Annotated in this window: 22 protein-coding genes and 1 tRNA gene; 13 read left to right on the top strand and 10 right to left on the bottom strand. The window is 68.0% G+C overall.

Annotated elements, in window-relative coordinates:
* Positions 1-326: 326 nt before the first annotated feature.
* Positions 327-1,508, bottom strand: coding sequence for a CBS domain-containing protein (locus ACFQEY_RS14470; RefSeq protein WP_379769848.1), 1,182 nt, complete (start codon positions 1,506-1,508; stop codon positions 327-329).
* An 86-nt stretch (positions 1,509-1,594) separates the two neighbouring features.
* Here ACFQEY_RS14470 and ACFQEY_RS14465 point away from each other — a divergent pair, with 86 nt between their 5' ends.
* Positions 1,595-2,005, top strand: coding sequence for a cupin domain-containing protein (locus ACFQEY_RS14465; protein WP_379769845.1), 411 nt, complete (start codon positions 1,595-1,597; stop codon positions 2,003-2,005).
* Between the two features lie 18 nt (positions 2,006-2,023).
* On the opposite strand, the gene ACFQEY_RS14460 is transcribed toward ACFQEY_RS14465, so the two are convergent.
* Positions 2,024-2,827: a M14 family metallopeptidase gene (locus ACFQEY_RS14460; protein ID WP_379769843.1), complete on the bottom strand. Its 804-nt coding sequence runs from the start codon at positions 2,825-2,827 to the stop codon at positions 2,024-2,026.
* A gap of 112 nt (positions 2,828-2,939) precedes the next feature.
* Positions 2,940-3,488 carry a DUF309 domain-containing protein gene (locus tag ACFQEY_RS14455; RefSeq protein WP_379769841.1) on the bottom strand — a complete coding sequence of 183 codons (549 nt, stop codon included), beginning with the start codon at positions 3,486-3,488 and terminating at the stop codon, positions 2,940-2,942.
* Positions 3,489-3,659: 171 nt separating this feature from the next.
* On the opposite strand from ACFQEY_RS14455, the gene ACFQEY_RS14450 reads away from it, so the two are divergent.
* From ACFQEY_RS14450 to ACFQEY_RS14430, 5 genes are all read left to right on the top strand, one after another.
* A tRNA-Leu gene (locus ACFQEY_RS14450) sits at positions 3,660-3,743 on the top strand.
* A 346-nt stretch (positions 3,744-4,089) separates the two neighbouring features.
* A complete protein-coding gene (locus ACFQEY_RS14445) occupies positions 4,090-5,367 on the top strand; it encodes an outer membrane protein assembly factor BamB family protein (protein WP_379769839.1) in 1,278 nt (425 codons plus the stop codon).
* Positions 5,368-5,503: 136 nt separating this feature from the next.
* The gene (locus ACFQEY_RS14440) at positions 5,504-7,159 is read left to right on the top strand and encodes a CTP synthase (RefSeq protein WP_379769837.1); all 1,656 of its coding nucleotides are present in this window, start codon (positions 5,504-5,506) and stop codon (positions 7,157-7,159) included.
* Positions 7,160-8,077, top strand: coding sequence for a glutamine-hydrolyzing GMP synthase (guaA, locus tag ACFQEY_RS14435; protein WP_379769835.1), 918 nt, complete (start codon positions 7,160-7,162; stop codon positions 8,075-8,077). It begins immediately after the preceding gene.
* Positions 8,077-8,463 (top strand): DUF7126 family protein, encoded by a 387-nt coding sequence (locus tag ACFQEY_RS14430; RefSeq protein ID WP_379769832.1) that lies wholly within the window; start codon positions 8,077-8,079, stop codon positions 8,461-8,463. The genes guaA and ACFQEY_RS14430 overlap by 1 nt, the downstream gene beginning before the upstream one ends.
* A 74-nt stretch (positions 8,464-8,537) precedes the next feature.
* Here the strand turns inward: ACFQEY_RS14430 and ACFQEY_RS14425 are convergent, their stop codons facing one another.
* Both ACFQEY_RS14425 and ACFQEY_RS14420 read right to left on the bottom strand, forming a co-directional pair.
* Positions 8,538-9,380 carry a beta-keto acid cleavage family enzyme gene (locus tag ACFQEY_RS14425; protein ID WP_379769830.1) on the bottom strand — a complete coding sequence of 281 codons (843 nt, stop codon included), beginning with the start codon at positions 9,378-9,380 and terminating at the stop codon, positions 8,538-8,540.
* Entirely contained in the window at positions 9,377-9,652 is a 276-nt protein-coding gene (locus ACFQEY_RS14420; protein WP_379769828.1) for a hypothetical protein, read from the bottom strand. Before ACFQEY_RS14420 ends, ACFQEY_RS14425 begins: the two co-directional genes overlap by 4 nt.
* A gap of 124 nt (positions 9,653-9,776) precedes the next feature.
* Between ACFQEY_RS14420 and ACFQEY_RS14415 the strand changes: the two genes are divergently transcribed.
* From ACFQEY_RS14415 to ACFQEY_RS14395, 5 genes are all read left to right on the top strand, one after another.
* The gene (locus tag ACFQEY_RS14415; protein ID WP_379769826.1) at positions 9,777-10,124 is read left to right on the top strand and encodes a hypothetical protein; all 348 of its coding nucleotides are present in this window, start codon (positions 9,777-9,779) and stop codon (positions 10,122-10,124) included.
* 127 nt (positions 10,125-10,251) lie between these two features.
* A complete protein-coding gene (locus ACFQEY_RS14410; protein ID WP_379769824.1) occupies positions 10,252-10,731 on the top strand; it encodes a TRAM domain-containing protein in 480 nt (159 codons plus the stop codon).
* 699 nt (positions 10,732-11,430) lie between these two features.
* On the top strand, positions 11,431-11,925 hold the full coding sequence (locus tag ACFQEY_RS14405; RefSeq protein ID WP_379769821.1) for a Tfx family DNA-binding protein: 495 nt from the start codon (positions 11,431-11,433) through the stop codon (positions 11,923-11,925).
* A gap of 123 nt (positions 11,926-12,048) precedes the next feature.
* Entirely contained in the window at positions 12,049-12,876 is an 828-nt protein-coding gene (locus tag ACFQEY_RS14400; RefSeq protein WP_379769819.1) for an MBL fold metallo-hydrolase, read from the top strand.
* Positions 12,877-12,913: 37 nt separating this feature from the next.
* Positions 12,914-14,002, top strand: coding sequence for a molybdopterin-dependent oxidoreductase (locus tag ACFQEY_RS14395; protein WP_379769817.1), 1,089 nt, complete (start codon positions 12,914-12,916; stop codon positions 14,000-14,002).
* A gap of 27 nt (positions 14,003-14,029) precedes the next feature.
* Here the strand turns inward: ACFQEY_RS14395 and ACFQEY_RS14390 are convergent, their stop codons facing one another.
* Entirely contained in the window at positions 14,030-16,504 is a 2,475-nt protein-coding gene (locus ACFQEY_RS14390) for a DEAD/DEAH box helicase (protein WP_379769815.1), read from the bottom strand.
* A 322-nt stretch (positions 16,505-16,826) separates the two neighbouring features.
* Between ACFQEY_RS14390 and ACFQEY_RS14385 the strand changes: the two genes are divergently transcribed.
* Complete coding sequence (locus ACFQEY_RS14385; RefSeq protein ID WP_379769813.1) at positions 16,827-17,270, top strand: DUF5807 family protein; 444 nt, start codon at positions 16,827-16,829, stop codon at positions 17,268-17,270.
* A 6-nt stretch (positions 17,271-17,276) separates the two neighbouring features.
* On the opposite strand, the gene ACFQEY_RS14380 is transcribed toward ACFQEY_RS14385, so the two are convergent.
* The 3 genes from ACFQEY_RS14380 to ACFQEY_RS14370 all read right to left on the bottom strand — a co-directional run bounded on the left by ACFQEY_RS14380 (position 17,277) and on the right by ACFQEY_RS14370 (position 21,855).
* Positions 17,277-18,929, bottom strand: a complete 1,653-nt coding sequence (locus tag ACFQEY_RS14380) for a long-chain fatty acid--CoA ligase (protein WP_379769811.1) — start codon at positions 18,927-18,929, stop codon at positions 17,277-17,279.
* Between the two features lie 324 nt (positions 18,930-19,253).
* Entirely contained in the window at positions 19,254-20,552 is a 1,299-nt protein-coding gene (gene metX, locus ACFQEY_RS14375) for a homoserine O-acetyltransferase MetX (RefSeq protein ID WP_379769810.1), read from the bottom strand.
* 4 nt (positions 20,553-20,556) lie between these two features.
* The gene (locus tag ACFQEY_RS14370) at positions 20,557-21,855 is read right to left on the bottom strand and encodes an O-acetylhomoserine aminocarboxypropyltransferase/cysteine synthase family protein (RefSeq protein WP_379769808.1); all 1,299 of its coding nucleotides are present in this window, start codon (positions 21,853-21,855) and stop codon (positions 20,557-20,559) included.
* A gap of 147 nt (positions 21,856-22,002) precedes the next feature.
* Here ACFQEY_RS14370 and ACFQEY_RS14365 point away from each other — a divergent pair, with 147 nt between their 5' ends.
* Positions 22,003-23,424, top strand: a complete 1,422-nt coding sequence (locus tag ACFQEY_RS14365; RefSeq protein WP_379769805.1) for a DHHA1 domain-containing protein — start codon at positions 22,003-22,005, stop codon at positions 23,422-23,424.
* Between the two features lie 44 nt (positions 23,425-23,468).
* Here ACFQEY_RS14365 and ACFQEY_RS14360 read toward each other — a convergent pair whose 3' ends face one another.
* Positions 23,469-24,032 (bottom strand): HalX domain-containing protein, encoded by a 564-nt coding sequence (locus ACFQEY_RS14360; RefSeq protein ID WP_379769803.1) that lies wholly within the window; start codon positions 24,030-24,032, stop codon positions 23,469-23,471.
* Positions 24,033-24,039: the final 7 nt, after the last annotated feature.

Here is a 24,039-nt window from a genome sequence, read left to right as displayed (position 1 = left end):
TCATGAAGCCGGCGCTCCGCGCCGGCGACACCGCAACGAGGGAGCGTGAGCGACCGAGTGAGGAGCGCAGCGAGCGTGCGCCCGCCTCGCGGCTGGGGCTTTGTAAGTGTTCACCGCGCTGTCGACAATCATTTATAAGAAATCAACGCCACACACTGAGCGATTCACCGCGCCGTCAACGATATATAAAAAGCGGCTAACAACACCACACGTTCACTTATAAACGACACGTTCACCGAATTGACATACCCACTCCCGGTATCGTTCAATCGATCCGAGGCAGCGATTCCAGAACCGTCGACGAATCAGCCACGAACTCGACGCTCTCAGAACACGCCGGGGCCGCCCTCGGCCCGTCGCCGGCCGCTGATGACGCTCGGGGTGCCGCCGGTTTGGATGATGTTGAACGCGGTCATCAGATCGGACCGGGAGATGAGCCCGACGAGCTCGTCGTGACCGTCGATCACGGGAAGCCGCCCCACGTCGTGCTCTTGCATTCGCTGGAGCGCGGTCATCGCGTCGGTGTCGGGGGCGACCGCGACGACGTCGGTCGCCATCACGTCGTCGACGCGGTAGGCGTCCCGCTCGACCTCTCGGACGGACCGAGCGTCCTCCAGCGTGACCATCCCGACGAGGTCGTCGCCGTGGAGGACCGGATACCCGGTGTGACGCTCCTCGAACATTCGACTCATCAGGTCGGCGATCGAAGTGTCCTCGGTCACCGTGTGGAGGTCCTCGCGCCGGGTCATCACGTCGGCCACGGTGACGTCCTCGAAGACGGCCCGAAGCGTCGTCTGCTGTGCCTCTCCCGAGGCGGCGATGTAGACGAAGAAGGCGAGCACGATCAACAACAGCTGGAAGGTGAACAGCCCGATGAGCCCCATGAAGAACGCGAACGTCTTCCCGATCGCGGCGGCGCGCTGGGTCGCCTGCGCGTGCGGTTGGTTCCGTGCCAACAGCGCCCGGAGGACGCGCCCGCCGTCCATCGGGAACGCGGGCAGCATGTTGAACACCGCGAGCACGACGTTCAACAGCGCGAGATATCCGAAGACGAAGAGGACGGCGTCGGCACCGACCGGCGCGAGCGCGAACACGGCGTAGCAGGCGACGCCGACCGCGACGCTGACCACCGGGCCCGCGATCGCGATCCAGAACTCGTGTTTCCAGTCCTCGGGGAACTCCGCGAAGCTGGCGATGCCGCCGAGCAGCCACAGCGTGATCGATTCGATCTCGTAGCCGTACCGCATGGCGACGATCGAGTGGCCGAACTCGTGGAGTAACACGCCGCCAAACAGCCCGATCGCGGCCGCCAAGCCGAGCGTCCACGGCGTGGTCCCCGCGCCGATCGCGGCGGGGTCGATGCCGGCACCGAACGCGTCGTTCATCACCCCGGCTATCATCCCGACCTGCGAGCCGATGAGGTACGCGAACAGCGGCAACACGATCAGGAACGTCCAGTTGAGCCTGACCGGGATCCCCAGTACCGTCCCGATCTTGATTCCGCGCATACACGCAGGTTCGGTCGGTGACCGGTTAAATACCCGGGCAACTCCGTGCGCCACCGTTTATGTCGCCTCGCGATCCACCGTCCCGCATGAGTGACACGACGATCGACTCGGAGGACGGCGACTCGACCGACGAGATCGAACCGGCGATCAAGCGCGGCGGCGAAATCGCCTACGAGCCAGTCGACGCCGCCGAAGGGCTCCGGAAGGGGGTACTCCTCGACGAGTCGGACGGCGCGCCGCACTTCGCGATGCGGCGGTTCGAACTGGACGCCGGCGCAGAGGTCCCTCGGCACACGAACGCGATCGAACACGAACAGTACGTCCTCGCGGGCGAGTACGTCGTCGGAATCGACGAGAACGAACACCGGGTGAGCGCGGGGGACGCTCTCCTCGTTCCCGCGGGCGTCGAGCACTGGTACCGCAACGACGGCGACGAGCCGGGAGCGTTCATCTGTGCGGTACCGAACGGCGACGACGATATCGAACTCGTCGAGTAGGTCTCGTCGCCCCGTTCCTTATTCGAGCGTCCCGACTCGATCGGCGACGTAACCGAACTGCTCGCGGTAGCCGTACGGCGAAAGCAACACGGGATAGAACGGCTCGTCGGCGCGGAGCGATTCGCCGTCCGCGGCCGCGAACGAGTCGCCCGCCTCGACGCGCTCGAAGTTCCGCGCGAACACCTCGTACTCCTCGGCCTCCGGCTTCGGGATCCGATCGCGGAGCCGGAACACCTCCACGTCCTCGCGCCCGCCGGCGTCGATCACGCCGTCGGCTCCGGGTGCCGGGAGGACGCCGGTCGCGGCGAGGAACGCCCGCGTCAGCCAGTAGGCGTTGTCGGCGGCGGCGTCGGAGCCCTGCAGGCCCGCCTCGACTTCGAGCGTGTGCGGGTGTTCGATGAGCCGTCCCTCGGTGAACGCGTCGGTCTGGATGACGGCGTCGACCGGGAGGTGGGGTGCGACGGCGCGGGTGACCTCGTCCATCGAATCGATGACCGCGAACGGTTCGGCGTACGACTGCGTCGAGTGGATCGCGAGCGTGGTACAGCCCTCGACGGCGTCCAACAGGTCGACCGCGAGGCGCTCCTCGTGGGCGTCGGAGTTGGGATCCCCCGGGAACGCCCGGTTGAGATCCGCATCGAGGTAGCGTACCCCGGCGTCGAGCGCGGCTTCGTTGGCGACGATCAGCCGCACCGCGCGCTCGACGTCGAGGTCGGCGTCGCGGAGCCGCCGGACGGCGCGGGCTCCGCAGGGCTCGTCCCCGTGGATCGCGCCGACGACCGCGACCTCGGGTTCCCCCTCGCCCAGTTCGTAGACGTCCATACCATCGAGACGCACCCGGCGGATAAGTGGCGTTCGGATCCGATCCGTGACAAGGTGACCTGCAGATCCGATCCGTGACGAGTCGACTGCGATCCGATCGACGGGAGTTCCCTCAGTTCCCCTCGTCGGCTCGCTCGGCGTACTCGTAGTCGGCCGGGTACGCTCTCGGGCGAGAGCCGTCGAGAGGGATCCGCCAGCCGTCGATCGCGGCGGGATCGTCGAGCGCGTCGCGCAGCGTCGCGCGCACTTCGTCGACGTCGACGCCGTAGAAGTCGCCGGGGACGCCGTCGAGGTACTGCAGCGCGGTCTCGAACAGGGACCGCATTCCCTCGTCGCTCTGGAAGTCGGCGCGCTTGTACGCCCCCGCGGCGACCTGGACCATCCCGTGGAGGAACGCGCTCTCGACGGTGCCACTCCCGTAGCTGTACCACTCGTCTTCGAAGCAGTCGTGCGATTCGTGGAAGTCGCCGGCGTTGAACAGCCGAACGCCGTGTTCGGTCGCCCGCCTGAGGGTCGCGTGCTCCCAGTAGCCGCCGCCGAGCTGCTCGTCGTCGGAAGGCGGATCGTCGTCGAAAGGCGGATCGTCGGATTCCGCCGCGTGCCACCCGGTCGGGTTCCCGAGCGGCGGGGCGACGCCCGGATCACGGGTGTGGTCGTCCATGGGTAATCCGTCGCGTGCGCGTCGACTTGACACCTTCCCCGCGCCGGACCGCTCGTTCGGTTCTCCTCCACGCCGCCCCACCCGGTCCCCTCCGGCATCCGATCGCAGACTCGCCCGCCCGAGGCGGAACCGACGGGATAAAGGGCTGCCCTGTCGAACTTCCGACCGCGTGCGAGGGTAGCCAAGCCCGGAAACGGCGGCGGACTCAAGATCCGCTCCTGTAGAGGTCCGTGGGTTCAAATCCCTCCCCTCGCATGAGCGCGTCACAGCGCGCGAATGCACGAAGGGAGGATTTGAATCAGGGAGCGCCTCTGGCGCGACCGTGGTTCAAATCCCTCCCCTCGCATCGTCGGGGTCACCCCCCGTGATGCGGAAGACGCTCTCGGAGCGCTCTTCCCTCGCAAAATTCACACCGCTTTCTTCCACTAGCGACGGCTTCGGGTCTCGGAAACGGCGGCGGACTCACGATCCGCTCCCGTAGAGTTCTCGTGAGCGAGCGGCGCGAGCGAACGAAAGGACGCGAGTCGCTCACCCTCCCGGCGGATCCGCTGAAGGCGAACGACCGAGGTGGCTTTTTATGCTCTCCGGCGAATCGGGTTGCATGACCGATTTGACGCGTCGCGACTGGATCCGAGTCGCCGGCGGCGTCGGCGTCGCGGGCCTCACCGGCTGTCTCTCCTCCGAAGACCCGTCGGACGACGACGCGCCGTCCGGAAACGGGACCCCGTCCGGTAACGGAACGCCGTCAGACGACGGGGAGTCGGTACTTGGTCCCGAGTCGTCGAACGGACTCACCTCGCAGTTCCGAGCGGGACTGCGTAACACCGGGTACCTCGACGTGACGATCCCCGACAGCGTCGAAACTGAGTGGGCCGTTCCGACGAACCACGGGGACCACAGCGCCTCCAAGGGAAGCCCGGTGATGGCCCCGACGGGCGCGATCATCCTCGCCGACGACACGGGGCGGATCCGGTCGCTCTCGCCGAACGGGGAGACAAACTGGTCGACGTCGGTCTCCGACGACGACCGCGGCAGCCACGGGACCGCGGCGATCGCCGACGGCACGGCGTACATCGGCACCTACGACGGCGTCATCTCCGCGGTGTCGGTCGAGAGCGGAGAGATCGAGTGGCAGACCGAGGTCGGCGACGCGGCCGCGGCCAGCCCGACCTACCACGAGGGGAAGCTGTACGTCGCCGTCGAGCACGCGACTCCGAGCGGGAGCGTCGTCGTGATGGACGCCGAGAGCGGCGAGATCGAGTGGCGCGACGAGCGGCCGACCGACCACCCGCACTCGACGGTCGCCGTCGACGTGGAGCGCGATCGCTTCCTGTTCGGGTCGAACGACGGTCACGTCTACGCGTGGTCGTTCTCGGATCTCGAACGGGAGTGGACCTACGACACCGGCGGCGACGTGAAGGCCCCGATCGCGGTCAGCCGGGGGATCGCGGTCGTCCCCTCGTGGGCGGAGACGATCACCGGCGTCGACGTCGAAGACGGGTCCCGAGTCTGGGAGTTCCAGGCCGACGGCGACATCATGTGCGCCCCCGCGGTCCACGACGACACGGTGTACGTGGGGAGCCACGACAGCAACGCCTACGCGATCGACCTCGCGACCGGCGAGGAGCAGTGGTCGACGGCGACGGGCGGCTGGATCACCGGGAGCGCGGTGGCGACCAACGAGCACGTCCTCGTCGGATCGTACGACGCGAAGCTCTACGCGCTCGACCAAGCGGACGGCTCCGTCACGTGGTCGGTCGAGGGACTGGGTGACGTGACCAGCGCCGCGTTCGCGACCGACGACGCGATCTACTACGCGGAGCGCGCGCCAGAAGATACGGATGAGCCAGGAATGTGCTACAAGCTGGTCGAGGCGTAGGGAGACGCGACCGAAGCGGCCGGCGATACGTCGGTGAGTCGGTTCCGTGTTGAGTCGGTTCCGATGGAACGTCACGAACGCCCACCCGAAACGGAGGGTCCGAAACGGTTTTGCCGGCCCCTGACGGACGGTCGATATGCCAACGGATCCCGACACAGGGTACGACCCGTCGCTGGGTCGGAAGTTCGTGTTCGTCACCGGCGGCGTCATGTCCGGGCTGGGGAAGGGGATCACCGCCGCCAGCACCGGGCGACTCCTCGCGAACGCCGGTTTCGACGTCACCGCGGTGAAGGTGGATCCATATCTCAACGTCGACGCCGGGACGATGAACCCGTACGAGCACGGGGAGGTGTACGTCCTCAAGGACGGCGGTGAGGTCGACCTCGACTTGGGCAACTACGAGCGCTTCCTCGGCACCGACATGACCTTCGACCACAACGTCACCACGGGGAAGACCTACCAGCACGTCATCGAACGCGAGCGCGCCGGCGACTACCTCGGCAAGACCGTCCAGATCATTCCGCACGTCACCGACGACATCAAGCGGCGCATCCGCGAGGCCGCCGAGGGGAGCGACGTGTGTCTCATCGAGATCGGGGGGACGGTCGGCGACATCGAGTCGATGCCGTTCTTGGAGGCCCTCCGCCAGTTCGCCCACGAGGAGGACGACGAGGATATCCTCTTTACGCACGTCACGCTCGTCCCGTACTCGAAGAACGGCGAGCAGAAGACGAAGCCGACCCAGCACTCGGTGAAGGAGCTTCGGTCGATCGGCCTCCAGCCCGACATCCTCGTCGGGCGCTCCGAAGACCGGCTGGACCCGGAAACGAAAGAGAAGATCGCCTTGTTCTGTGACGTCCCCACCGACGCCGTCTTCTCGAATCCCGACGTCGAGGACATCTACCACGTCCCGCTGATGGTCGAAGACGAGGGGCTCGACGAGTACGTGATGGAGCGGCTCGGGCTCGTCGACGAGGCGCTTCCGAAGGCGGAGCGGTCGACGGAGTGGCGCGAGCTCGTCACCCGCGACCGCGACCGCGAGATCGACGTCGCCCTCGTGGGCAAGTACGCCCTCGAAGACGCCTACATGTCCATCCACGAGGCGCTGAAACACGCCGGCATCCAGACGGAGACCGAGGTGAACGTGCTGTGGGTCGACGCCGACGAGACACGCGCGGAACACGAACAGCGGCTCGCGGAGGCCGACGCCGTCGTCGTCCCCGGCGGCTTCGGATCCCGCGGCACCGACGGAAAGATCGAGGCGGTCCGCTACGCCCGCGAGAACGACGTGCCCTTCCTCGGGCTCTGTCTCGGCTTCCAGATGGCGGTCGTCGAGCACGCGCGCAACGTGCTCGGACTCGGCGGGGCGCACTCCGCGGAAATCGACCCGGACACGCCGTACCCGGTCATCGATCTCCTCCCCGAGCAGTACGAGACAGAGGACATGGGCGGGACGATGCGGCTCGGTGCCCACGAGACCGACATCGAACCGGGCACGCTCGCGGCGTCGGTGTACGGCGCGGACTCCTGTACCGAGCGGCACCGCCACCGCTACGAGGTGAATCCCGAGTACATCGACGAGCTGGAGGCCAACGGGCTCACGTTCTCCGGTCGTGCCGAGAACCGGATGGAGATACTCGAACGCGCGGACCACCCGTTCTTCTTCGGGACGCAGGCGCATCCCGAGTTCCGGTCGCGGCCGGACCGAGCGAGCCCGCCGTTCGTCGCCCTCGTCGAGGCCGCGCTGGGATCGACGGACACAACCGAACGGAACGCGGACGTGAGGCTATAGATGGTCGAGACGGAGACGTTCATCGACGAGGCGGTAGCGGAGATCCGAGAGGCGATCGGCGACGCGAACGCGGTGATCGCGCTGTCGGGCGGCGTCGACTCGTCGGTCGCCGCGACGCTCGCGTACGAGGCGGTCGGCGACCAGCTCACCCCCGTCTACGTCGACACTGGACTGATGCGGAAGGGCGAAACCGAGGAGATCCGCGAGACCTTCTCCTTTATGGAGTCGCTCCGGGTGATCGAGGCGCAGGACCGCTTTTTCGACCGGCTCTCGGGCGTCACCGACCCCGAGGAGAAGCGTCACGTCATCGGCGAGGGCTTCATCGACGAGTTCGAGACCGTCGCCCGCGACGTCGGAGCCGACTACCTCGTGCAAGGGACGATCTACCCGGACCGCATCGAGTCGGAAGGGAACATCAAGTCGCACCACAACGTCGGCGGGCTCCCGGAAGTCGTCGACTTCGAGGGGATCGTCGAGCCGGTGCGCGACCTCTACAAGGACGAGGTCCGCGAGGTCGCTCGCGAGCTCGGTCTCGAAGCGGTCATCTCCGAGCGGATGCCGTTCCCCGGCCCCGGACTCGCCGTCCGGATCGTCGGCGAGGTCACTCCCGAGAAGGCCGCGGTCGCCCGCGAGGCGACGCACGTCGTCGAGGAGGAACTGGCGGAGTACGACCCGTGGCAGGCGTTCGCCGCCGTCCTCGGGAAGGCGACGGGCGTGAAGGGCGACAACCGCGTTCACGGCTGGGTCGTCGCCGTGCGCTCGGTCGAGAGCCGCGACGGGATGACCGCGCGCGCTCAGGAGATCGATTGGAGCACGCTCCAGCGCATCCAGAGCCGGATCACCGGCGAGAACGAGAGCGTTGCGCGCGTCGTGTACGACGTGACCCACAAGCCGCCCGCGACGATCGAGTACGAGTGATGGCGGGGACCCCCACCCGTCCCGACGGGGGCCACGTCGTCGACGCCGTCGCGGTCGTCGCCGGTCCCGACGATCACGGTCTCGGCGAGGAACTCGAAGCGCTCGGCGTCGAGATCCGCCGCATCGACGGACTCGTCACCGCGGAAACGCTGCGCGACGCCGGGATCGAGGAGGCCGCCTACCTCGTCCTGACGGACGTCGAGGAGGCGACCGGGATCCCGATCGCCAAGGAGCTGAATCCCGACGTGCTCGCGGTGACGTACGCCGAGCGGTCGCTGCCGGAGTTCGTCGCCGTCGTCGCCGATCTCGCGATCGATCCGAACCTGCTGGATCCGGCGGTGGTCGCCGAAGAGCTGACGAGCGGATCGACCGACGGCGACGTCTGACCGCGCTCGGAGAGGCTCGACCCCTCCGATGATATCCGATCGCTTCGGGCGGGATCCGACCTCGCCCGGAACCGCTACCTTCCTCGGAGTCCCAGCATCTCTCTGGTCTCGGCGGGCGTCGCCGCGGGCCGACCCAGCTCCTCGGCGATCCGCGCCGCCCGCGCGACGAGCCGCTCATTCGTCGCCAGCTCCCCTCGCTCGTAGTAGCGATTGTCCTCCAACCCGACGCGGACGTGTCCCCCCAACAGGAGCGATTGGGTCGTCAACGGTAGCTGGTGCGGGCCGAAGCCGATCACGCTGAATTCGACATCTTCGGGGAGATCCTCGATCCGGTTCACGAGGTTCCGCGGGTGTGGCGGTGACGTGGTCCCGCCGCCGAACAGGAAGGTAAAGTACGGCGGTTCGTCGAACTCGTTGAGGACCGACAGCGACTCGTTGAGGTGGCCGTCGTTGAACACCTCCAGTTCGGGTTTGATCGCCCGCTCCCGCATCTCCGCGTGCAGCGACGCAACCAGCTCTCGGGTGTTCTCGGAGGTGAGCCGATCGTAGCGGTTGAGCGGGCCCATGTCGAGCGACGCCATCTCCGGGGCGGGGTCGGTACGCAGCGGCTCGTGACGCAGGTCGTCGGGGGCCGCGGTTCCGCCCGTCGAGTGCTGGATGATCGCGTCGTCGGTGGCGGCCCTGACGGCGTCGCTCACCGCTTGAAAGCGCTCCGCCGAGAATGCACGCTCTCCGTTCTCCCGACGGGCATGCAGGTGAAGCACGCTCGCGCCGGCCGCCTCGCAGGCGGCAGCCGCCGCCGCGATCTCCTCAGGGGCCTCGGGGAGGTCGGGGTGTGCCTCCTTGCCGTGCACTCCGCCGGTCAGGGCCGCGGTGATGATCGCCGGCTTCCCGTCGAGGTACTCCTCGTAGGTCATCTGTCGTCTTCGCCCCGGACGTCGGTGCTCCCGCTCTCGTCCGGTTGGTCGGATTCCGGTTCGGCAGTCGGGTCGCGTTCCAGTCCGTCAGGATCCGGTTCGACGTAGAACTCGCAGTCGGTCTTCGGGTCGAGGCCGTATCGGGCGGTACAGATATCCGCGCGCATCGGCTGCACGAACGATCCGGTCACGGTGCAGAACGCGCGGGCGACGTCGAACGATCTCCCGTCGCCACCCTTCCGGTACGCCAGGTGTGGACACGTCTCGGTCACGGCGGGTGTACGCCGGGAAGCGGCTTGAAACCACCCGTCAGGGACGACCGCTCCCCGACCGTTCGCGCTCTCAGGGGCCGAATTGACCGACGGTGTTTAACCGAACGCCCGAGAACGGGGCGGCATGGAGCCGGTCGACGATTGGCGGACGGCGATCGCGGAGGCCGGGGAGCTGACCGGCCCGATCGCCGCCGCGGTCGTCGACGAGCACGGCGATCGCGGGAAGCGCGCGATCGAGGCGGTCGGCGAGGGCCGAGTGAAACGCTACCGCGATTTCACCGTCGTCGTCGGTCACGACGACGAGTACGTGATCGAAGACGGCGAGTGCACCTGTGCGGACGCGACGTACAACCTCGACGCCGACGATCCGTCGGAGCGGTGCTGGCACGCGATCGCCGTCGACGTGGCGGACGCGATCGGCGCGGTCGATCACCACGACATGTGGTACTCGGAGGTCCGCGAGTTCCTTTGAGCGGCACCGGACAGCCGACAGCGTTCGGCCCGATCAGCGGCCGCTCGCCCGCGTGAATCGCCCGTTTCCCGCCATTTTCGGCCTGGGAGTCGAAAACGTTTCAACGGCGGCCGGTCTGCCCTACGGTATGGCGGACTGTCCACTCGCCGACGATTGCCCCAGTTTCGACGAACGAATCGAGGGGATGGGGTGTCAACACTACGGTAACAAGGGCGGCGCGGAGTGGTGCAACCACTACGACATGCCGATCTACGAGCTGAAACAGCAGCCGGTCCAGCCCGGCGAGGAGGTCGTCGTCGAGGTCGACGACATCCACGAGAGCGGAGCGGGCGTGGGCCGCACCGACGACGGCTTCATCGTCCTCGTCGACGGGCTCCTCCCCCCGGCGCGCGCCGAGGTGCGGATCCATCGCGTGAAGTCCAGTCACGCGACCGCGCGCGACATCGTCGAGCGACTCCCCGACGACCCGGACGAGGAGGCCGACGGAGACGAGGGCGGCGTCGGTCGCGACGCGGACGGGGACGCGGACGACGAGGAGGGCGACCGACGCCGCAATCGCCCGGACCGCGAGCGGCTCGGTAGCCGGGAAAACTTCTGGGGCAAGTGACCGGTTCCCGGGGTGACCTCACCCCAACGGACAGTCCGGACGCCGCCGATCGCGTGGACGCGCTTTCGGTCTCGTTCTGGTTCATTTATACGTAATTGCTGGCGCGGTGGATAGCGACGGTACCGCGGATGGTCGCTTATAAGTGTTTGACGTCGAAACGGTGCCGAACGCCCCAAAAGCTTCGATGGATTGCTTATAAATGATCGTTGCTGGCGCGGAGAATACTCACAAAGCCCCAGTCGCGAGGGGCGGAGCGCCTCTGGCAGCCGGCGCTCCGCGCCGGCGACTGCCCCTTTGAATCCCACCCTGCACCGCACAGCACCACCGGAGGACGGTCACGCGGTTTCACCGCGTGAGCAAGCGAGACCTTTGGTCTCGCCCTGGTCGCCTCGCTTCGCTCGGCGCTGCGACTTCCGTACTCCCGCTCGCTCCCGCTCGCGGGACCGCACAGCCCCGCACCTCACGCCTCCCCAGCCTCGTCCGGACCGTCCGCCCGACCGCTGGGCGGACGGTCCGGTCTCCCTCGCGGTCCGGTCCCGGGCCTTCGGCCCGCTCCCGGGCGCGCCAGTTTGTCGCCGATTCGCCGCCCGTTCGTCGCCGGGCCGTTGTCGGATCGTCGCCGGGCCGTTGTCGGATCGTCGCCGGATCGCCGCTTCGCGAAACCGCCGTTTTTTCAGCGCGCGTCCCCTGACGACGCGTATGGTCGCAGACGACGTGCCGTCCGACTCCGTCGATCCCGCCGACGTCGACGCCGCGGACCTGTTGGAACGTGCCGGGTTCGACGCCGACGAGAGCGTCCTCACGGACCGCCAGGCGGAGGTGCTGGCGCTGCGCGAGCGCGGGCTCCGACAGTCCGACATCGCCGAGCGACTCGGCACGTCGCGCGCGAACGTCTCCAGCGTCGAAGCCAGCGCACGGGACAACGTCGAACGAGCCCGCGAGACGGTCGCGTTCGCCGAGGCGCTCGCCGCGCCGGTTCGCGTCGAGATCGAGACCGGTACTGATCTCTACGACGCCCCCAAGCGCGTGTACGACGCCTGCGACGAGGCGGGCGTGAAGGTGAACCAGACCGCGCCGAACCTGATGAAGACGATCGGCGACCGCGCGGGCGACGCGGTCCACGGCCGCGAAGTCAAACGCCGCCTCTTCGTCACGGTCGACGCCGACGGGACGATCCGAGTGCGACGGCCGTAGCCGTCCGTGGTGGCCGATACGAGCACTCCGAGCAACCCGAGCGACTTGAGCGGCAGACCCCCCGAACGGGGTCGGTCAAATCCGACCGCGGACGCTAAGGGTCTGGCCCCGTGACCGTCTCTCATGCGGGTCACCCTCCTCGGAACCGGCGACACGACGGGGACGCCGACGGTCGGCTGCGACTGCGACACCTGCGCGGCGGCGCGCGAACGGGGGGTATCGCGCTCGCGGTTCTCGGTCCACGTCGCGAACGAGCGCACCGACGAGTCGCTACTCGTCGACTTCAGCCCGGACTTCCGGAGCCAGTTCCTCGATCACGACGTCCCGCTCCCCGACGCCGGGCTCGTGACGCACATTCACTTCGATCACCTCGACGGACTCGGCAACGTCTACCGGCTCGTCGACGGGCTCCCCGTCCACGCGCCGAATGAGACGGACCCCGCGACCGACGAGAGCGTCGCGGAGACGATCCGCGACAAGTACGACTACCTCGAAGATCGGATCGGCGTCCACGCCCGCGAACCGTTCGAGCCCTTCGAGACGTGCGGGTTCGAGGTCAGATTCGTTCCCGTCGACCATCCGCCTCTGCTCTGTTTCGGGGTCGCGATCGAGGATCCGGAGACGGGAGCGACGCTCGCGATGACGGGCGACACGAGCTACGACATCCCGAACCGCTCGCGTGACGCCCTCGCCGACGCCGATCTCCTCCTGGCCGACGCCATCGTTCCCGCGTCCCTCTGCAAGTATCACCCGATCGGCGGCCGCCACGAGGGCCCCGACGGCGTTCCGCGCACGTTCGGCTCGAAGCACATGACGCGGGAGGGCGCACTCGAGCTCGCCGACGAGTTGAACGCCGACCGGACGCGGCTCGTCCACCTCGCGCACTTTTATCCGCCCGACGAGGCGTTCGACGAGCCGCTGGCGGTCGACGGCGAGGTATACGAGCTGTGACGAGGCTTTTACCTCGGTAACGCGTAGCACACTCGGAATGGGGGTAGGCTCTCGGCTTCACGCGGTGCTCGATCGGCTTGAGCCGCCGCCGCGCGCCGTCGACTGGTCGCTGCTGCTGTTCGTCTCGGCGGAAGTCGTGACCGGATTAGTCTCCTTCACCGTCGGCGTCCCCGAGGGGTGGCCGCTGTTCTGGCTCCACCGCGCGCTCGGGCTCGCGATCGTCGCGTTGCTCGCGTGGAAGCTCGCCCGCGTCCGACCCCGACTCACCGATCCCAGCCTGTGGCGGCGGTCGACTGCGCTGTCTATCCTGACACTCGTCACTGCGCTCGGGGCGCTCTCGACTGGGATCGTCTGGGTGTTCGGACTCGACGTGCGGATCTCCTACTGGACCCTCCTCTCCGTCCACGTCGGGTTCGGCCTCGCGCTCCTCCCGCTCGTAGCCGCGCACGCAACGACTCGATTCCGGCTCCCGCGGCGAGTCGATTTTGAGCGTCGACGAACCGCGGTACGCTACACCGTCCTTCTGATCGCCGGAACCGCGGTTTATCGGATTCAGGGGGCCGTCAACGACGCGCTCGACACCCCCGGCGCGGACCGACGGTTTACCGGGTCACAGCCCCGCGAAGGGACCGGAAACGGCGCGTTCCCGATCACCTCGTGGGTCGCCGACGATCCGGACCCGATCGACCGAGACGACTACCGGCTTCGCGTCGAGGGGCTCGTGAGCGCACCCGTCGAACTGACCGTCGACGAACTCGTCGCGAGCCACGAGGCCGAAGCGCTGCTCGACTGCACGAGCGGCTGGTACACGGTTCAAGAGTGGGACGGGATCCGCGTCGGCGACCTACTGGACGCGGTCGGAGAGCTCGATGACGACGCTGCCTACGTTCGATTCGTCTCCGTGACGGGTTATCGATGGAGCCTCCCGATCGAAGAGGCTGCGGACGCGCTGCTCGCGACCCACGTCGGCGGCGAGCGGCTCAGTCACGGACACGGCGCGCCGGTCCGGCTGGTCGCGCCCGACCGTCGCGGGTTCCAGTGGGTGAAATGGGTGACGCGCGTGGAAGTCAGAGCGGAGTACGACCTCGGCCAGTGGGTGGTGACGCTGGTGAGTGGGTTCGAGTAGCCGGATCGTCGACGGAACCGCGTGCCGCTACTCGTACTCGCTCCCGACGACCTCGCGGATGCGCTCTGCGGTCACCGGGCCGACGCCGTCGACGTCCAGCAGGTCGTCCTCGGGCGCGGTCATCACGGCCTCGACGGTGCCGAAGTGCTCCAGCAGGGTGCGGGCCGTCACCGGGCCGATGTCGGCGATGGAGGAGACGACGTACTCCTGCTGTTCCGTACGGGTCTTCGTCGTCTTCTCGCCGTGGACGCTCACCTCGCGGTCGCGCGTCTCCTGCTCGCGCTTGGCGATCGTCGCGAGCAGCTCCGTGGTGTCGGTCTCGCCCTCGGTCCGGAGGACGCTCACGTCGAAGTCGACCGCAAGCGACGCGAGCGCACCGCGGATCGCGTTCGGCTCGATGTCGCGCTGGCCGTAGAGGTTCGTCCCCTCGACGACCATCACCGGGCGGGCGTACGCCCGCGCGAGCTCGCCGACCTGCTCGAACATCGACCGGTCGGCGTCGAGCATCGAGTCGACGAAGTCCGCCGCCGACTTCCGCTCGACGGCCACCCGATCGGAGAGGACGTAGTCGCCGACAGCGAGGGTCTCTAGCCGGGTGACGAGACCCTCTCGCGTCGAAAGATCCTTCGCGATCGAGGAGTCGAGCTCGCGTTGATCGACGACGATCTCCACCCCCTCGTCGACGCCCGCGGTGGCGACGACGGCGTCGTCTCCGTTCGATCCGGAGTTCTCGGCGTCGATATCCGCGTTTCCGTTGCCCGTCTTGTCTTCGCTAGCCCGAGCCTCCGCCGCGAAGTCGGTGAGTCCGGCGTCGTCGCCATCGACGTTGTCTTCGCTGTCGTCCCTGTCGACTGCGCTATCAACCTCCTCGTCGCCGGCGTCGCCTTCCGAACCACCGGCGTCCGCTGACCCCCCGGCGAACGCGTCGAGCCCGGCCTGTCCGTCGTCGCCGACGGTCTCTTCGATGTCGCCGGTGGCGGCCTTCAGTTCTGCGAGCTGGTTGGCCATCTTCTTCTCGCGTCGCCGGGAGATCCAGAAGAACGCCTCGTCGCGAGTGTCCTCGGCCATCAGGACGACGACCTGCCCCTCGGCCTGTCTGCCAGTCCGACCCTTGCGCTGGATCGAGCGAATGGCGGTGGGAACCGGCTCGTAGAAACAGACCAGATCGACCTCCGGCACGTCGAGCCCCTCCTCAGCGACGCTCGTGGAGACGAGTACTTCGAACTCGCCGTCCTTGAACTGCTGGAGCGTCTCCTGTTGCTGGGTCTGGCTCATCCCGTCTGAGCCCTCCTTGTCTCCCTGTCCGACGAACTTCCGGACGTCGAAGCTCGCCGAGAGGAACTCCACGAGCGCCTCCGCGGTGTCGCGGGACTCGGTGAACAGGATCGCGCGCTCGCCGCCGTTGATGCCGAGCGTCTCCGCGAGCAGGATCCGGGCCTTCGAGAATTTCGGGTGGAGGCCGTCGAACGATTCGGCCTTCCGCATCGCCTCGCGCACCTTCGGATCGGCGACCATCCGCTGGCTCGCCTTCGACGCGCCCGACGAGCGGGCGGCCTCGCGCTGGCGCTCGAAGTAGCGGCGGACGGACTCGACCGACTGGGTCTCGACGAGCTCGGTCGCGCGGCGGAGCTTCATCACCTCCGCGTGGGTGGACATCCCCTTGTACCCGTCCGACTGGTCGTTGTCCATCATCTTCTTCAGCTTCCCGCGCATCTCGTTGAGGTCGCGCTGGGAGAGGTCGGGACTCGTCTTGTTCGTCACGCCGAGCGACTTCAGCTTCTCCAACCGATCGGTGATCACCTCGTTGAGCGCGTCGCGGATCGCGAGCACCTCGTCGGGGAGGGTCACCTGCTCCCAGCGAACGTCGGTGTCGTGGGTGTACTCGTCGACGTCGGCGTCCGCCTCGGTCATCACCTCGACGTTCGATAGCCCGAGGTTCTCACAGACCGTCTCGATCTCCTCCGTGTCGCCGCCGGGGGAGGCCGACATGCCCGTGACGAGCGGGTCCGCGGCCTCGGCGTGGTACCGCTCGGCGATGTACACGTACGCGTAGTCGCCGGTCGCGCGGTGGCACTCGTCGAAGGTGCAGTGGGTCACGTCCCGAAGCGAGATCCGGTTGCCGACGAGGTCGTTTTCGACGACCTGCGGGGTCGCGATAACGATCCGCGCGCCGTCCCAGAGCGCGGCGCGGTCGTCGGGCGGGACGTCGCCGGTGAACACGACGATCTCGTCGTCCGGAAGCTCCAACGCCTCGCGGTAGAAGTCGGCGTGCTGCTGGACGAGCGGTTTGGTGGGGGCCAAAAAGAGCGCCTTCCCGCCGGCCTCGTGGAGGCGTTCGGCGGTGACGAGCAGGCTCACGGTAGTCTTACCGAGGCCGGTCGGGAGACAGACGAGAGTGTGGTCGGTGACCGCGGCGTCTGCGAGCTGGAGCTGGTAGCGGCGTCGCTGGAGGAAGTCGTCGACGAGCAGCGGTCGATCGATTCCGGCGGCCTCGGTCGCCATCGGCGGGCCTACGCCGCCTCCGGCCAAAAGCCTTCGCGAAGCGGGGCGAACGTTATCGATCGCCGGAACGGTCCTCTCGGACCTCCTCCGGGACGTCTTCGTCGACCAGCCGCGCCCACTCGACGAGCCGGTCTCCGGATGGGGTTCGCGCGCTCATCAGGCGACGAATCAGCGTGGTGCGTATTAACACTTCCCCCGATCCCGGACGGGCCCGTCGCGCTCGCGCGGTGCCACGTCGTCGCAGCAACGTGGCCGTCGTCGCAGCAACGTGGCCGTCATCGCGACTCGCACTCCTTTTACCGCTCACGCGCGTCCGGCCGGCATGAGCAAACTCGACGAGTTCCTCGCCGGCGAGCGGCTCGACGACGTGGTCTTCTACGTGAGCGACGCGTACCTCGACGACGACTCTCGACTTCGCACCGTCGGTAGCGAGACCAACGGCGGCGTCCGACTGATCCTCGACGGCGAGACCGGTCGGTCCGCGTTCGAGGCCGGCACGGGGATGGGTGCGATGGAATTCGCGAAGACCGCGATGGGAGCCGAGGGCGAGATCGCCCGCTCGCTCGACGGCGGGGAGTGTCCGTTTACCGACGAAAATCCCGACGCCGACCACGAGATACGGTTCGTCTTCGCGTTCGCGGAGGCGCAAAACGAGGAGGTCGGCGGAATCTACGCCGACGGCGACGTGGTCCACGCGTACGCCCACTGCACCTGCGGGGAGAGCTACTCGCACAAGTGGATCGTCGGCGAGCGGGACGGCTCCTAGGTAGCCCTACTCCTGTCCCGGCGCGTCGCCCTCCGGAACCGATCCCTCGACGAGCGACTGGTCGGCGTACCGCTCCCGGAGGTCCTTCTTCGAGAACTTCCCGGTGGCGGTCTTGGGCACCTCGTCGATGAACTCCACCGCGTCCGGCACCCACCACTTGGGGTACTCCTCGCGGAGCCCGGAATCGATCTCGTCGACGAGCGCGTCGCGGTCGACGCCGTCGATCGCGACGACGAACGCCACGGGACGCTCCTGCCAGCGCTCGTGGGGCACGCCGATCACCGTCGCTTCACTCACGCCGTCGTAGGCCATGATCGCGTTCTCCAACTCGACGCTGGAGATCCACTCGCCCCCCGACTTGATCACGTCTTTCGTCCGGTCGACCAACTGCAGGTAGCCGTCCCCGTCGACGGTGACCACGTCGCCGGTCTTCAGCCAGCCGTCCTCGAACCCCTCCTCGCTGGCGTCGGGGCGAGCGAAGTACTCCTGCGTGACCCACGGGCCGCGGACGCGGAGCTCACCGAACGCCTCGCCGTCCCACGGGATCTCTTCGCCGTCCTCGTCGATCACCTCGAACTCCAGGCCGGGAACGACGAGCCCCTGTTTCGACCGCTTGTCGACCTGCGCGTCGTAGTCGGCGTCCCGAAGGTCCGCGGTGAGGTGCGAGACGGTGCCGATCGGCGACAGCTCCGTCATCCCCCACGCGTGGAGCACCTCGACGCCGCGGTCGTCGTACCACTCGATGAGTGCCCGCGGGGCGGCCGCGCCCCCGACGATCACGGTGTCGAGCGAGGAGAGATCGACGTCGTTGCCCGCCGCGATGTACTCCTGAAGCCCGAGCCAGACGGTCGGGACGCCGGCGGTGATCGTCACCCCCTCCTCTTCGATCAGCGCCGCGAGGTCCGCTGGTTCCGGCGACGGCCCCGGGTAGACGTGTTTCGCGCCCGCGGCGGTCGCCGTGAACGGCATCCCCCACGCGTTGACGTGGAACATGGGAACGACGGGCATGACCACGTCGGAGTCCTCCATCGGGATCCCCTGCGGCGTCTGCGAGGCCATCGTGTGGCTCCACAGCATCGACTGGGTGTACTCGACGCCCTTCGGCTTCCCCGTCGTCCCGGAGGTGTAACAGAGCCCGGCCGGTTGGTCGCCGTCGAAGTCGGGCCAGTCGTACTCGGTCGACTGGTCGGCGATAAACGCCTCGTACGGGGTCGCGTCGAGTTCGTCAATCTCCGTCGAACCCATCACGACGAAATCGACGTCGGCGAACTCCTCGGCCCCGTCGGCGGCCGAGGCGAGCTTCGACGCTAGCGACGGGTCGACGAAGACGATCTCGTCGGCGGCGTCGTCGACGATGTATCGAATGTGTTCATCGGGGAGGAGGGGATTGATCGTGTGGAGCTGCGCGCCGATGCTCGGCACGCCGAAGTACGTCTCGAAGTGGCGGGTGTGGTTCCAGCAGAACGTCGCGATCCGGTCTCCCCGTTCGATTCCGTACTCCTCGAGCGCGTTCGCGAGCCGCGCGATGCGGTCGTCGTACTCGGCGTAGGTGTGTCGCGTGCGTCCCTCGCGGGTCCGCGAGACGATCTCGGTGTCCGGGTACAGTCGTCGCGCGCGCCACAGGAACGGCCGAAGCGTCTGTGAGTGTCCACCGGGCATACCTCGCACACCACGGAACCGCGAACTATGAACGTTATCATGGTTGATCGTGATAATTTTGCGAGGCCGATTTTGATGACCGGCCGCTCGCTGATAAATAGTTGACGCCGATCTGACAGCGGACACTACCCCAGCCCCAGCCACGAGGCCCACCCCACCCCCCTCACAGCACCTCACACCTCCCCAGCCTCGTCACCGGACTACGTCCGGTTGCAAGCGAGAGTTTCGTTCTCGCCCTGTCGATCGTCCTCCGCTTCACTCCGGACGATGATTCCCTCGTGGGCTCTTGCCGGCGGAGCCGCCGTCGACGGCACTGCACGTCACCTATCCCTTAAAAAGGCTCGCGTGGACGGGCGCGTGGTCCGGCTCGGGGCGTGCGGACTCGTCGCCTTCACCGCCGCCGTCGGAGACGGCGCGGCCCGTCACTCCCTCCGCGAGGAAGTCGCGGAGCGGCGGCCCGACGTGCTCGGGTTCGACGAGGAACGCGTCGTGGCCGTGGTCCGAGTCGATCACGTGGTGGGCCACGGGGACGTCGCGGTCGCGGAATGCGTCCGCCAGCGACGACGACTGCTCGACGGTGAAGTGCCAGTCGGCGGTGAAGCTCACGAGCAGCGCCTCGCCCTCGAAGGCGGCGATCGCGTCGGCGTCGGTGCCGTGACCGGCCGAGAGGTCGTACTCGTCCATCGCCCGCGTGAGGTAGAGGTAGCTGTTGGCGTCGAACCGATCGCTGAACCCCTCCGCTTGGTAGTCGAGGTACGACTCCACCTCCCGGTACGGGAAGAACGCCGCCGTCGGCTCCGGTGGCAGTCCGAGGTCCCCATCCTCGCGGGTCAGCGAGTCGCGACCCGCCGATCGCCGGCCGAATTTTCGCTCCATCGACGCCTTCGAGAGGTACATGATGTGGCCGATCTGCCGGGCCAGCGCGAGCCCCTCGTCGGGCGAGGGGCGGTCCTCCCCGTAGTAGTCGCCCCCGTTCCAGTTCGGGTCCGCGCGGATCGCCCGACGCGCGACCGCGTCGAGCGCGAGACACTGCGCGTCGAGGCGGCCGGCGGTCGCGACGGCGACGATTCGGTCGACGTCGTCCGGGTACCGCTTCGCCCACTCTAGAACGTTCATGCCGCCGACGCTCCCGCCGACGACCGCCCGGAGCCGCCCCACGCCGAGGTGGTCGAGCAGCCGGCGCTGCGCGCGCGTCCAGTCTTCGACCTGCACCGGCGGGAACGCGGTCCCCCACCGGTCGTGGTCGGGCTCGTCGCGGAGGTCGAGATCCGCGGGCCGCTCGCTCGCCGGTCCCGTGGTCCCGTAACAGGACCCGGGGACGTTCGCGCAGACGACGTAGTACTCCGTGGTGTCTATCGCCTTCCCGGGACCGACGATGTCGTCCCACCACGCGCGGGCCTGTCCGGCCTGGCCGGCCCCGCGGGTCCCCTCGTCCCGCTCCGGTGCGGGCGATCGAGCGACGTTCTGACTCCCGGTGAGTGCGTGACACACCAACACCACGTTGTCGCCGTCGAACTCGCCGTGCGTCTCGTAGGCGACCTCCAGATCGGGGACCGACTGGCCGCACTCGAACGCGAACTCGCCGAGCGCGGCGACGCCGTGGCCGGTGGGAACGGTGCTCACGGCGTCACACCTCCGCGTCGGCCGCGGCGCGCTCGCCGGCATTCAGCCCCGCGTCGAGGTCGGCGATCACGTCGTCCGGATCCTCGATCCCGACCGAGAGCCGGAGCATATCCGGGAACACGCCCGCGAGGCGTCGTTGCGTCTCGTCCATCTGCGCGTGGGTGGTGGAGGCGGGGTGGATGACGAGCGTCTTCGCGTCACCGACGTTCGCCAGGAAGCTCGTCAGGTCGACGGACTCACAGAGCGCCTTGGCGGCCTCGTAGCCGCCGTCGACGCCGAACGTGACCATCCCACCGTAGCCGTCGAGGTACTCGGCGGCGTTGCCGTGGCTCTGGTGGTCCTCGCAGCCGGGGTACGCCACCCACCCGACCCGGTCGTCGTCGCGGAGGAACTCGGCGACGGTTCGGGCGTTCTCGCAGTGGCGGTCCATCCGGAGCGGGAGCGTGTTGAGCCCCTGGATCGTCTGCCACGCGTCGAAGGGTGACTGCTGGCCGCCCGTCGGGCGCACCCCTCGCTGACGGACCACGTTGGCGAACGCCGCGTCGCCGAACTGCTCGACGAAGTCGATCGGGAAGGTGGGTGACGTTCCATCGAGTTCGTCGTAGTCGGCGTCGGGATGATCCCACGGGAACTGACCGCCGTCGACGACGACGCCGCCGACGGTCGTCCCGTTGCCCGTGATCCACTTCGTCGTCGATTCCCAGACGATGTCCGCGCCGTGTTCGAACGGGCGACAGAGGTACGGGCTCGCGAACGTGTTATCGACGACGAGCGGCACCGCGTGGTCGTGGGCGATCTCGGCGAGCCGCTCGAAGTCCGGAGTGACGAGCGAGGGGTTCGCGACCGTCTCCACGTGCACGAACGCGGTGTCCTCGTCGATGACTGTCTCGTACGCGTCGTAATCGAGCGTGTCGACGAGCCGCGTCTCGACGCCGCGTCGGTTCGCGATGCTGGTGAGGTACGCGGCCGTGCCGCCGTACATCTCGGAGCTGGCGACGACGTTGTCGCCGGCGCTCGCGAGCACGGTCGTTATCGCGTCGAATGCGGCCATCCCCGATCCGGTCGCGACCGCGTCCGATCCGCCCGACAGGTCCGCGAGCCGCTCTTCGAGGACGCTCACCGTCGGGTTCGAGAGCCGGGAATAGACGTGGCCCTCCGCCCGGAGCGCGTACAACTCCGCCGCGGTGTCGGCGTCGTCGAAGACGAACGAGGTCGTCTGATGGATAGGGGTCGCGCGCGCCCCGGTCGCCGGGTCGGGCTCGCCGCCGGCGTGGAGACTCCGGGTGTTGAACCCACGTGTCATGTGTGTAGTGCATATATCTTCAAGCATCTATAACCGTCAGTTACGGCAAGTGATGCCTCTGCCTGCGGCAGAAGGGCGGCCAGTCCGAGCGATCCGTCTGCCAGCCGAAGCGTGAGTTTATCCCCGATCGCGAGCCAACGGTGGGTAATGGCAGTCGCCGATCCACCCGTGCCGGACCTCGTCGGACGGGCGAACGCCTGCGCCGACCGCCTTCGTGCGGCGGGACGCGTCCTCTTGGCGTCGCACATCGACGCCGACGGGCTCACCAGTGCCGCCGTCGCTTCCACCGCGCTCGCTCGCGCCGGAATCGATCACGAGGTCGTCTTCGAGAAGCAACTGGACGAGGCGGCCGTCGCCGGCATCGCCGCCCGGGAGTACGAGACGGTGCTGTTCACCGACTTCGGCTCCGGCCAGCTCGACGTCATCTCTCTCCACGAGGCCGCGGGTGAGTTCACCCCCGTCATCGCCGACCACCACCAGCCGGCCGACGCGGACACCGAGTTCCACCTCAACCCCCTGCTGGAGGGAATAAACGGGGCAAGCGAGTTATCCGGGGCCGGTGCCAGCTACGTGCTCGCCCGCGCGCTCGAAGGTCCCGACGGCGACAACCGCGACCTCGCGGCGCTGGCGGTCGTCGGCGCAGTGGGTGACATGCAGGACTCCGACGGCGGCCTCGTCGGCGCAAACGAGGGGATCGTCGCCGACGGCGTCGACGCGGGCGCGATCGAGACGCGCACCGACCTGGATCTGTACGGCAGACAGACGAGGCCGCTTCCGAAGCTCTTGGAGTACGCCTCCGACGTGGCGATCCCCGGCGTGTCGAACGACGAGTCCGGGGCGATCGCGTTCCTCACTGACATCGACGTCGACGTGAAACGCGACGGCGAGTGGCGACGTTGGGTCGATCTCGACGGTGCGGAACGGCAGACCCTCGCGTCCGCGCTGATGCGCCGCGCGGTCGCCTCCGGCGTCCCCGCGGATCGAATCGAGGCGCTCGTCGGTACGTCCTACACTCTCGTCGACGAGGAGCCCGGCACGGAGCTCCGTGACGTCAGCGAGTTCTCCACCCTCCTCAACGCCACTGCGCGGTACGAACGGGCAGACGTCGGCCTCGCGGTGTGTCTCGGCGACCGTGGCGACGCGCTCGCCGAGGCGCGGCGACTTCTCCGGAACCACCGACGGAACCTCTCGGAGGGGTTGCAGTGGGTGAAGACCGAAGGCGTCACCCGCGAGGAACACCTGCAATGGTTCGACGCGGGGTCGCGGATCCGCGAGACTATCGTCGGAATCGTCGCGGGGATGGCGATCGGCTCGTCGGCGGTCGACAGCTCGAAGCCGGTGATCGCGTTCGCCGAGGAGAGCGCGACGGAGCTGAAGGTGTCGTCTCGGGGATCGCACGCGCTGGTTCGAAGCGGGCTCGATCTCTCCGCGGTGATGCGAGAGGCGAGCCGCTCCGTCGGCGGCGACGGCGGCGGTCACGACGTCGCGGCCGGCGCGACGATCCCCCTCGACGGGCGAGATGAGTTTCTCGCGGCGGCCGATCGACTGATCGGCGAGCAACTCTCGTGATGATCGGGATCGAGACAGACGCGAGCGAGACAGACTGCGAGCGGTCAGGCCTCGCCGAGGTCGCGGAACATCGCGCGGTAGTCGTCGGATGAGAGAGATTCGCCGAGGTCGTCGATGTCGGCGTCGAGGTCTTCGAGCCGCTCCACGAGCTCCGCATACGACTCGTTTCCCTTCCGCTGTGCGGCGGGCTTCTGCGAGTTAAGGATAGCGCGCTTGCTCGCCAGCGACGCCGCTTCTTGGACGAGCTCGTCGTACTCGCTGCGCGTCAGGAGGGTGTCTATCGCCGCGAGCAGATCGGATCGGCTGACGGGCTTGGTGAGGTACAGGTCGAATCCCATATCGATGATGTCGAAGTCCGGTTCGACGGCGGTCACCATCGCGACCCTGCACTCGTACCCGGCGTCCCGGATGTGTTCGAGAACGTCGTCGCCGCTTCCGTCCGGGAGCCGTCGATCGAGTAACACGACGTCGACGGCGTCGTCGACCCGATCGATCGCCTCGGCCGCGGTCTCGGCGAGATCCACGTCGTACCGCTCTTCGAGGAAGCCGGCGTACAGCGCGGCGATGTCGGGCTCGTCCTCGACGACGAGGACCGAGGACTCGCTCACCGCGGAT

It is taken from the genome of Halorubrum trueperi (genome assembly GCF_042662525.1).
GTDB lineage: Archaea > Halobacteriota > Halobacteria > Halobacteriales > Haloferacaceae > Halorubrum > Halorubrum trueperi.
The sequence above is the reverse complement of the archived record's forward strand: the minus strand, read 5'-3'. Positions and strand labels throughout refer to the sequence as shown.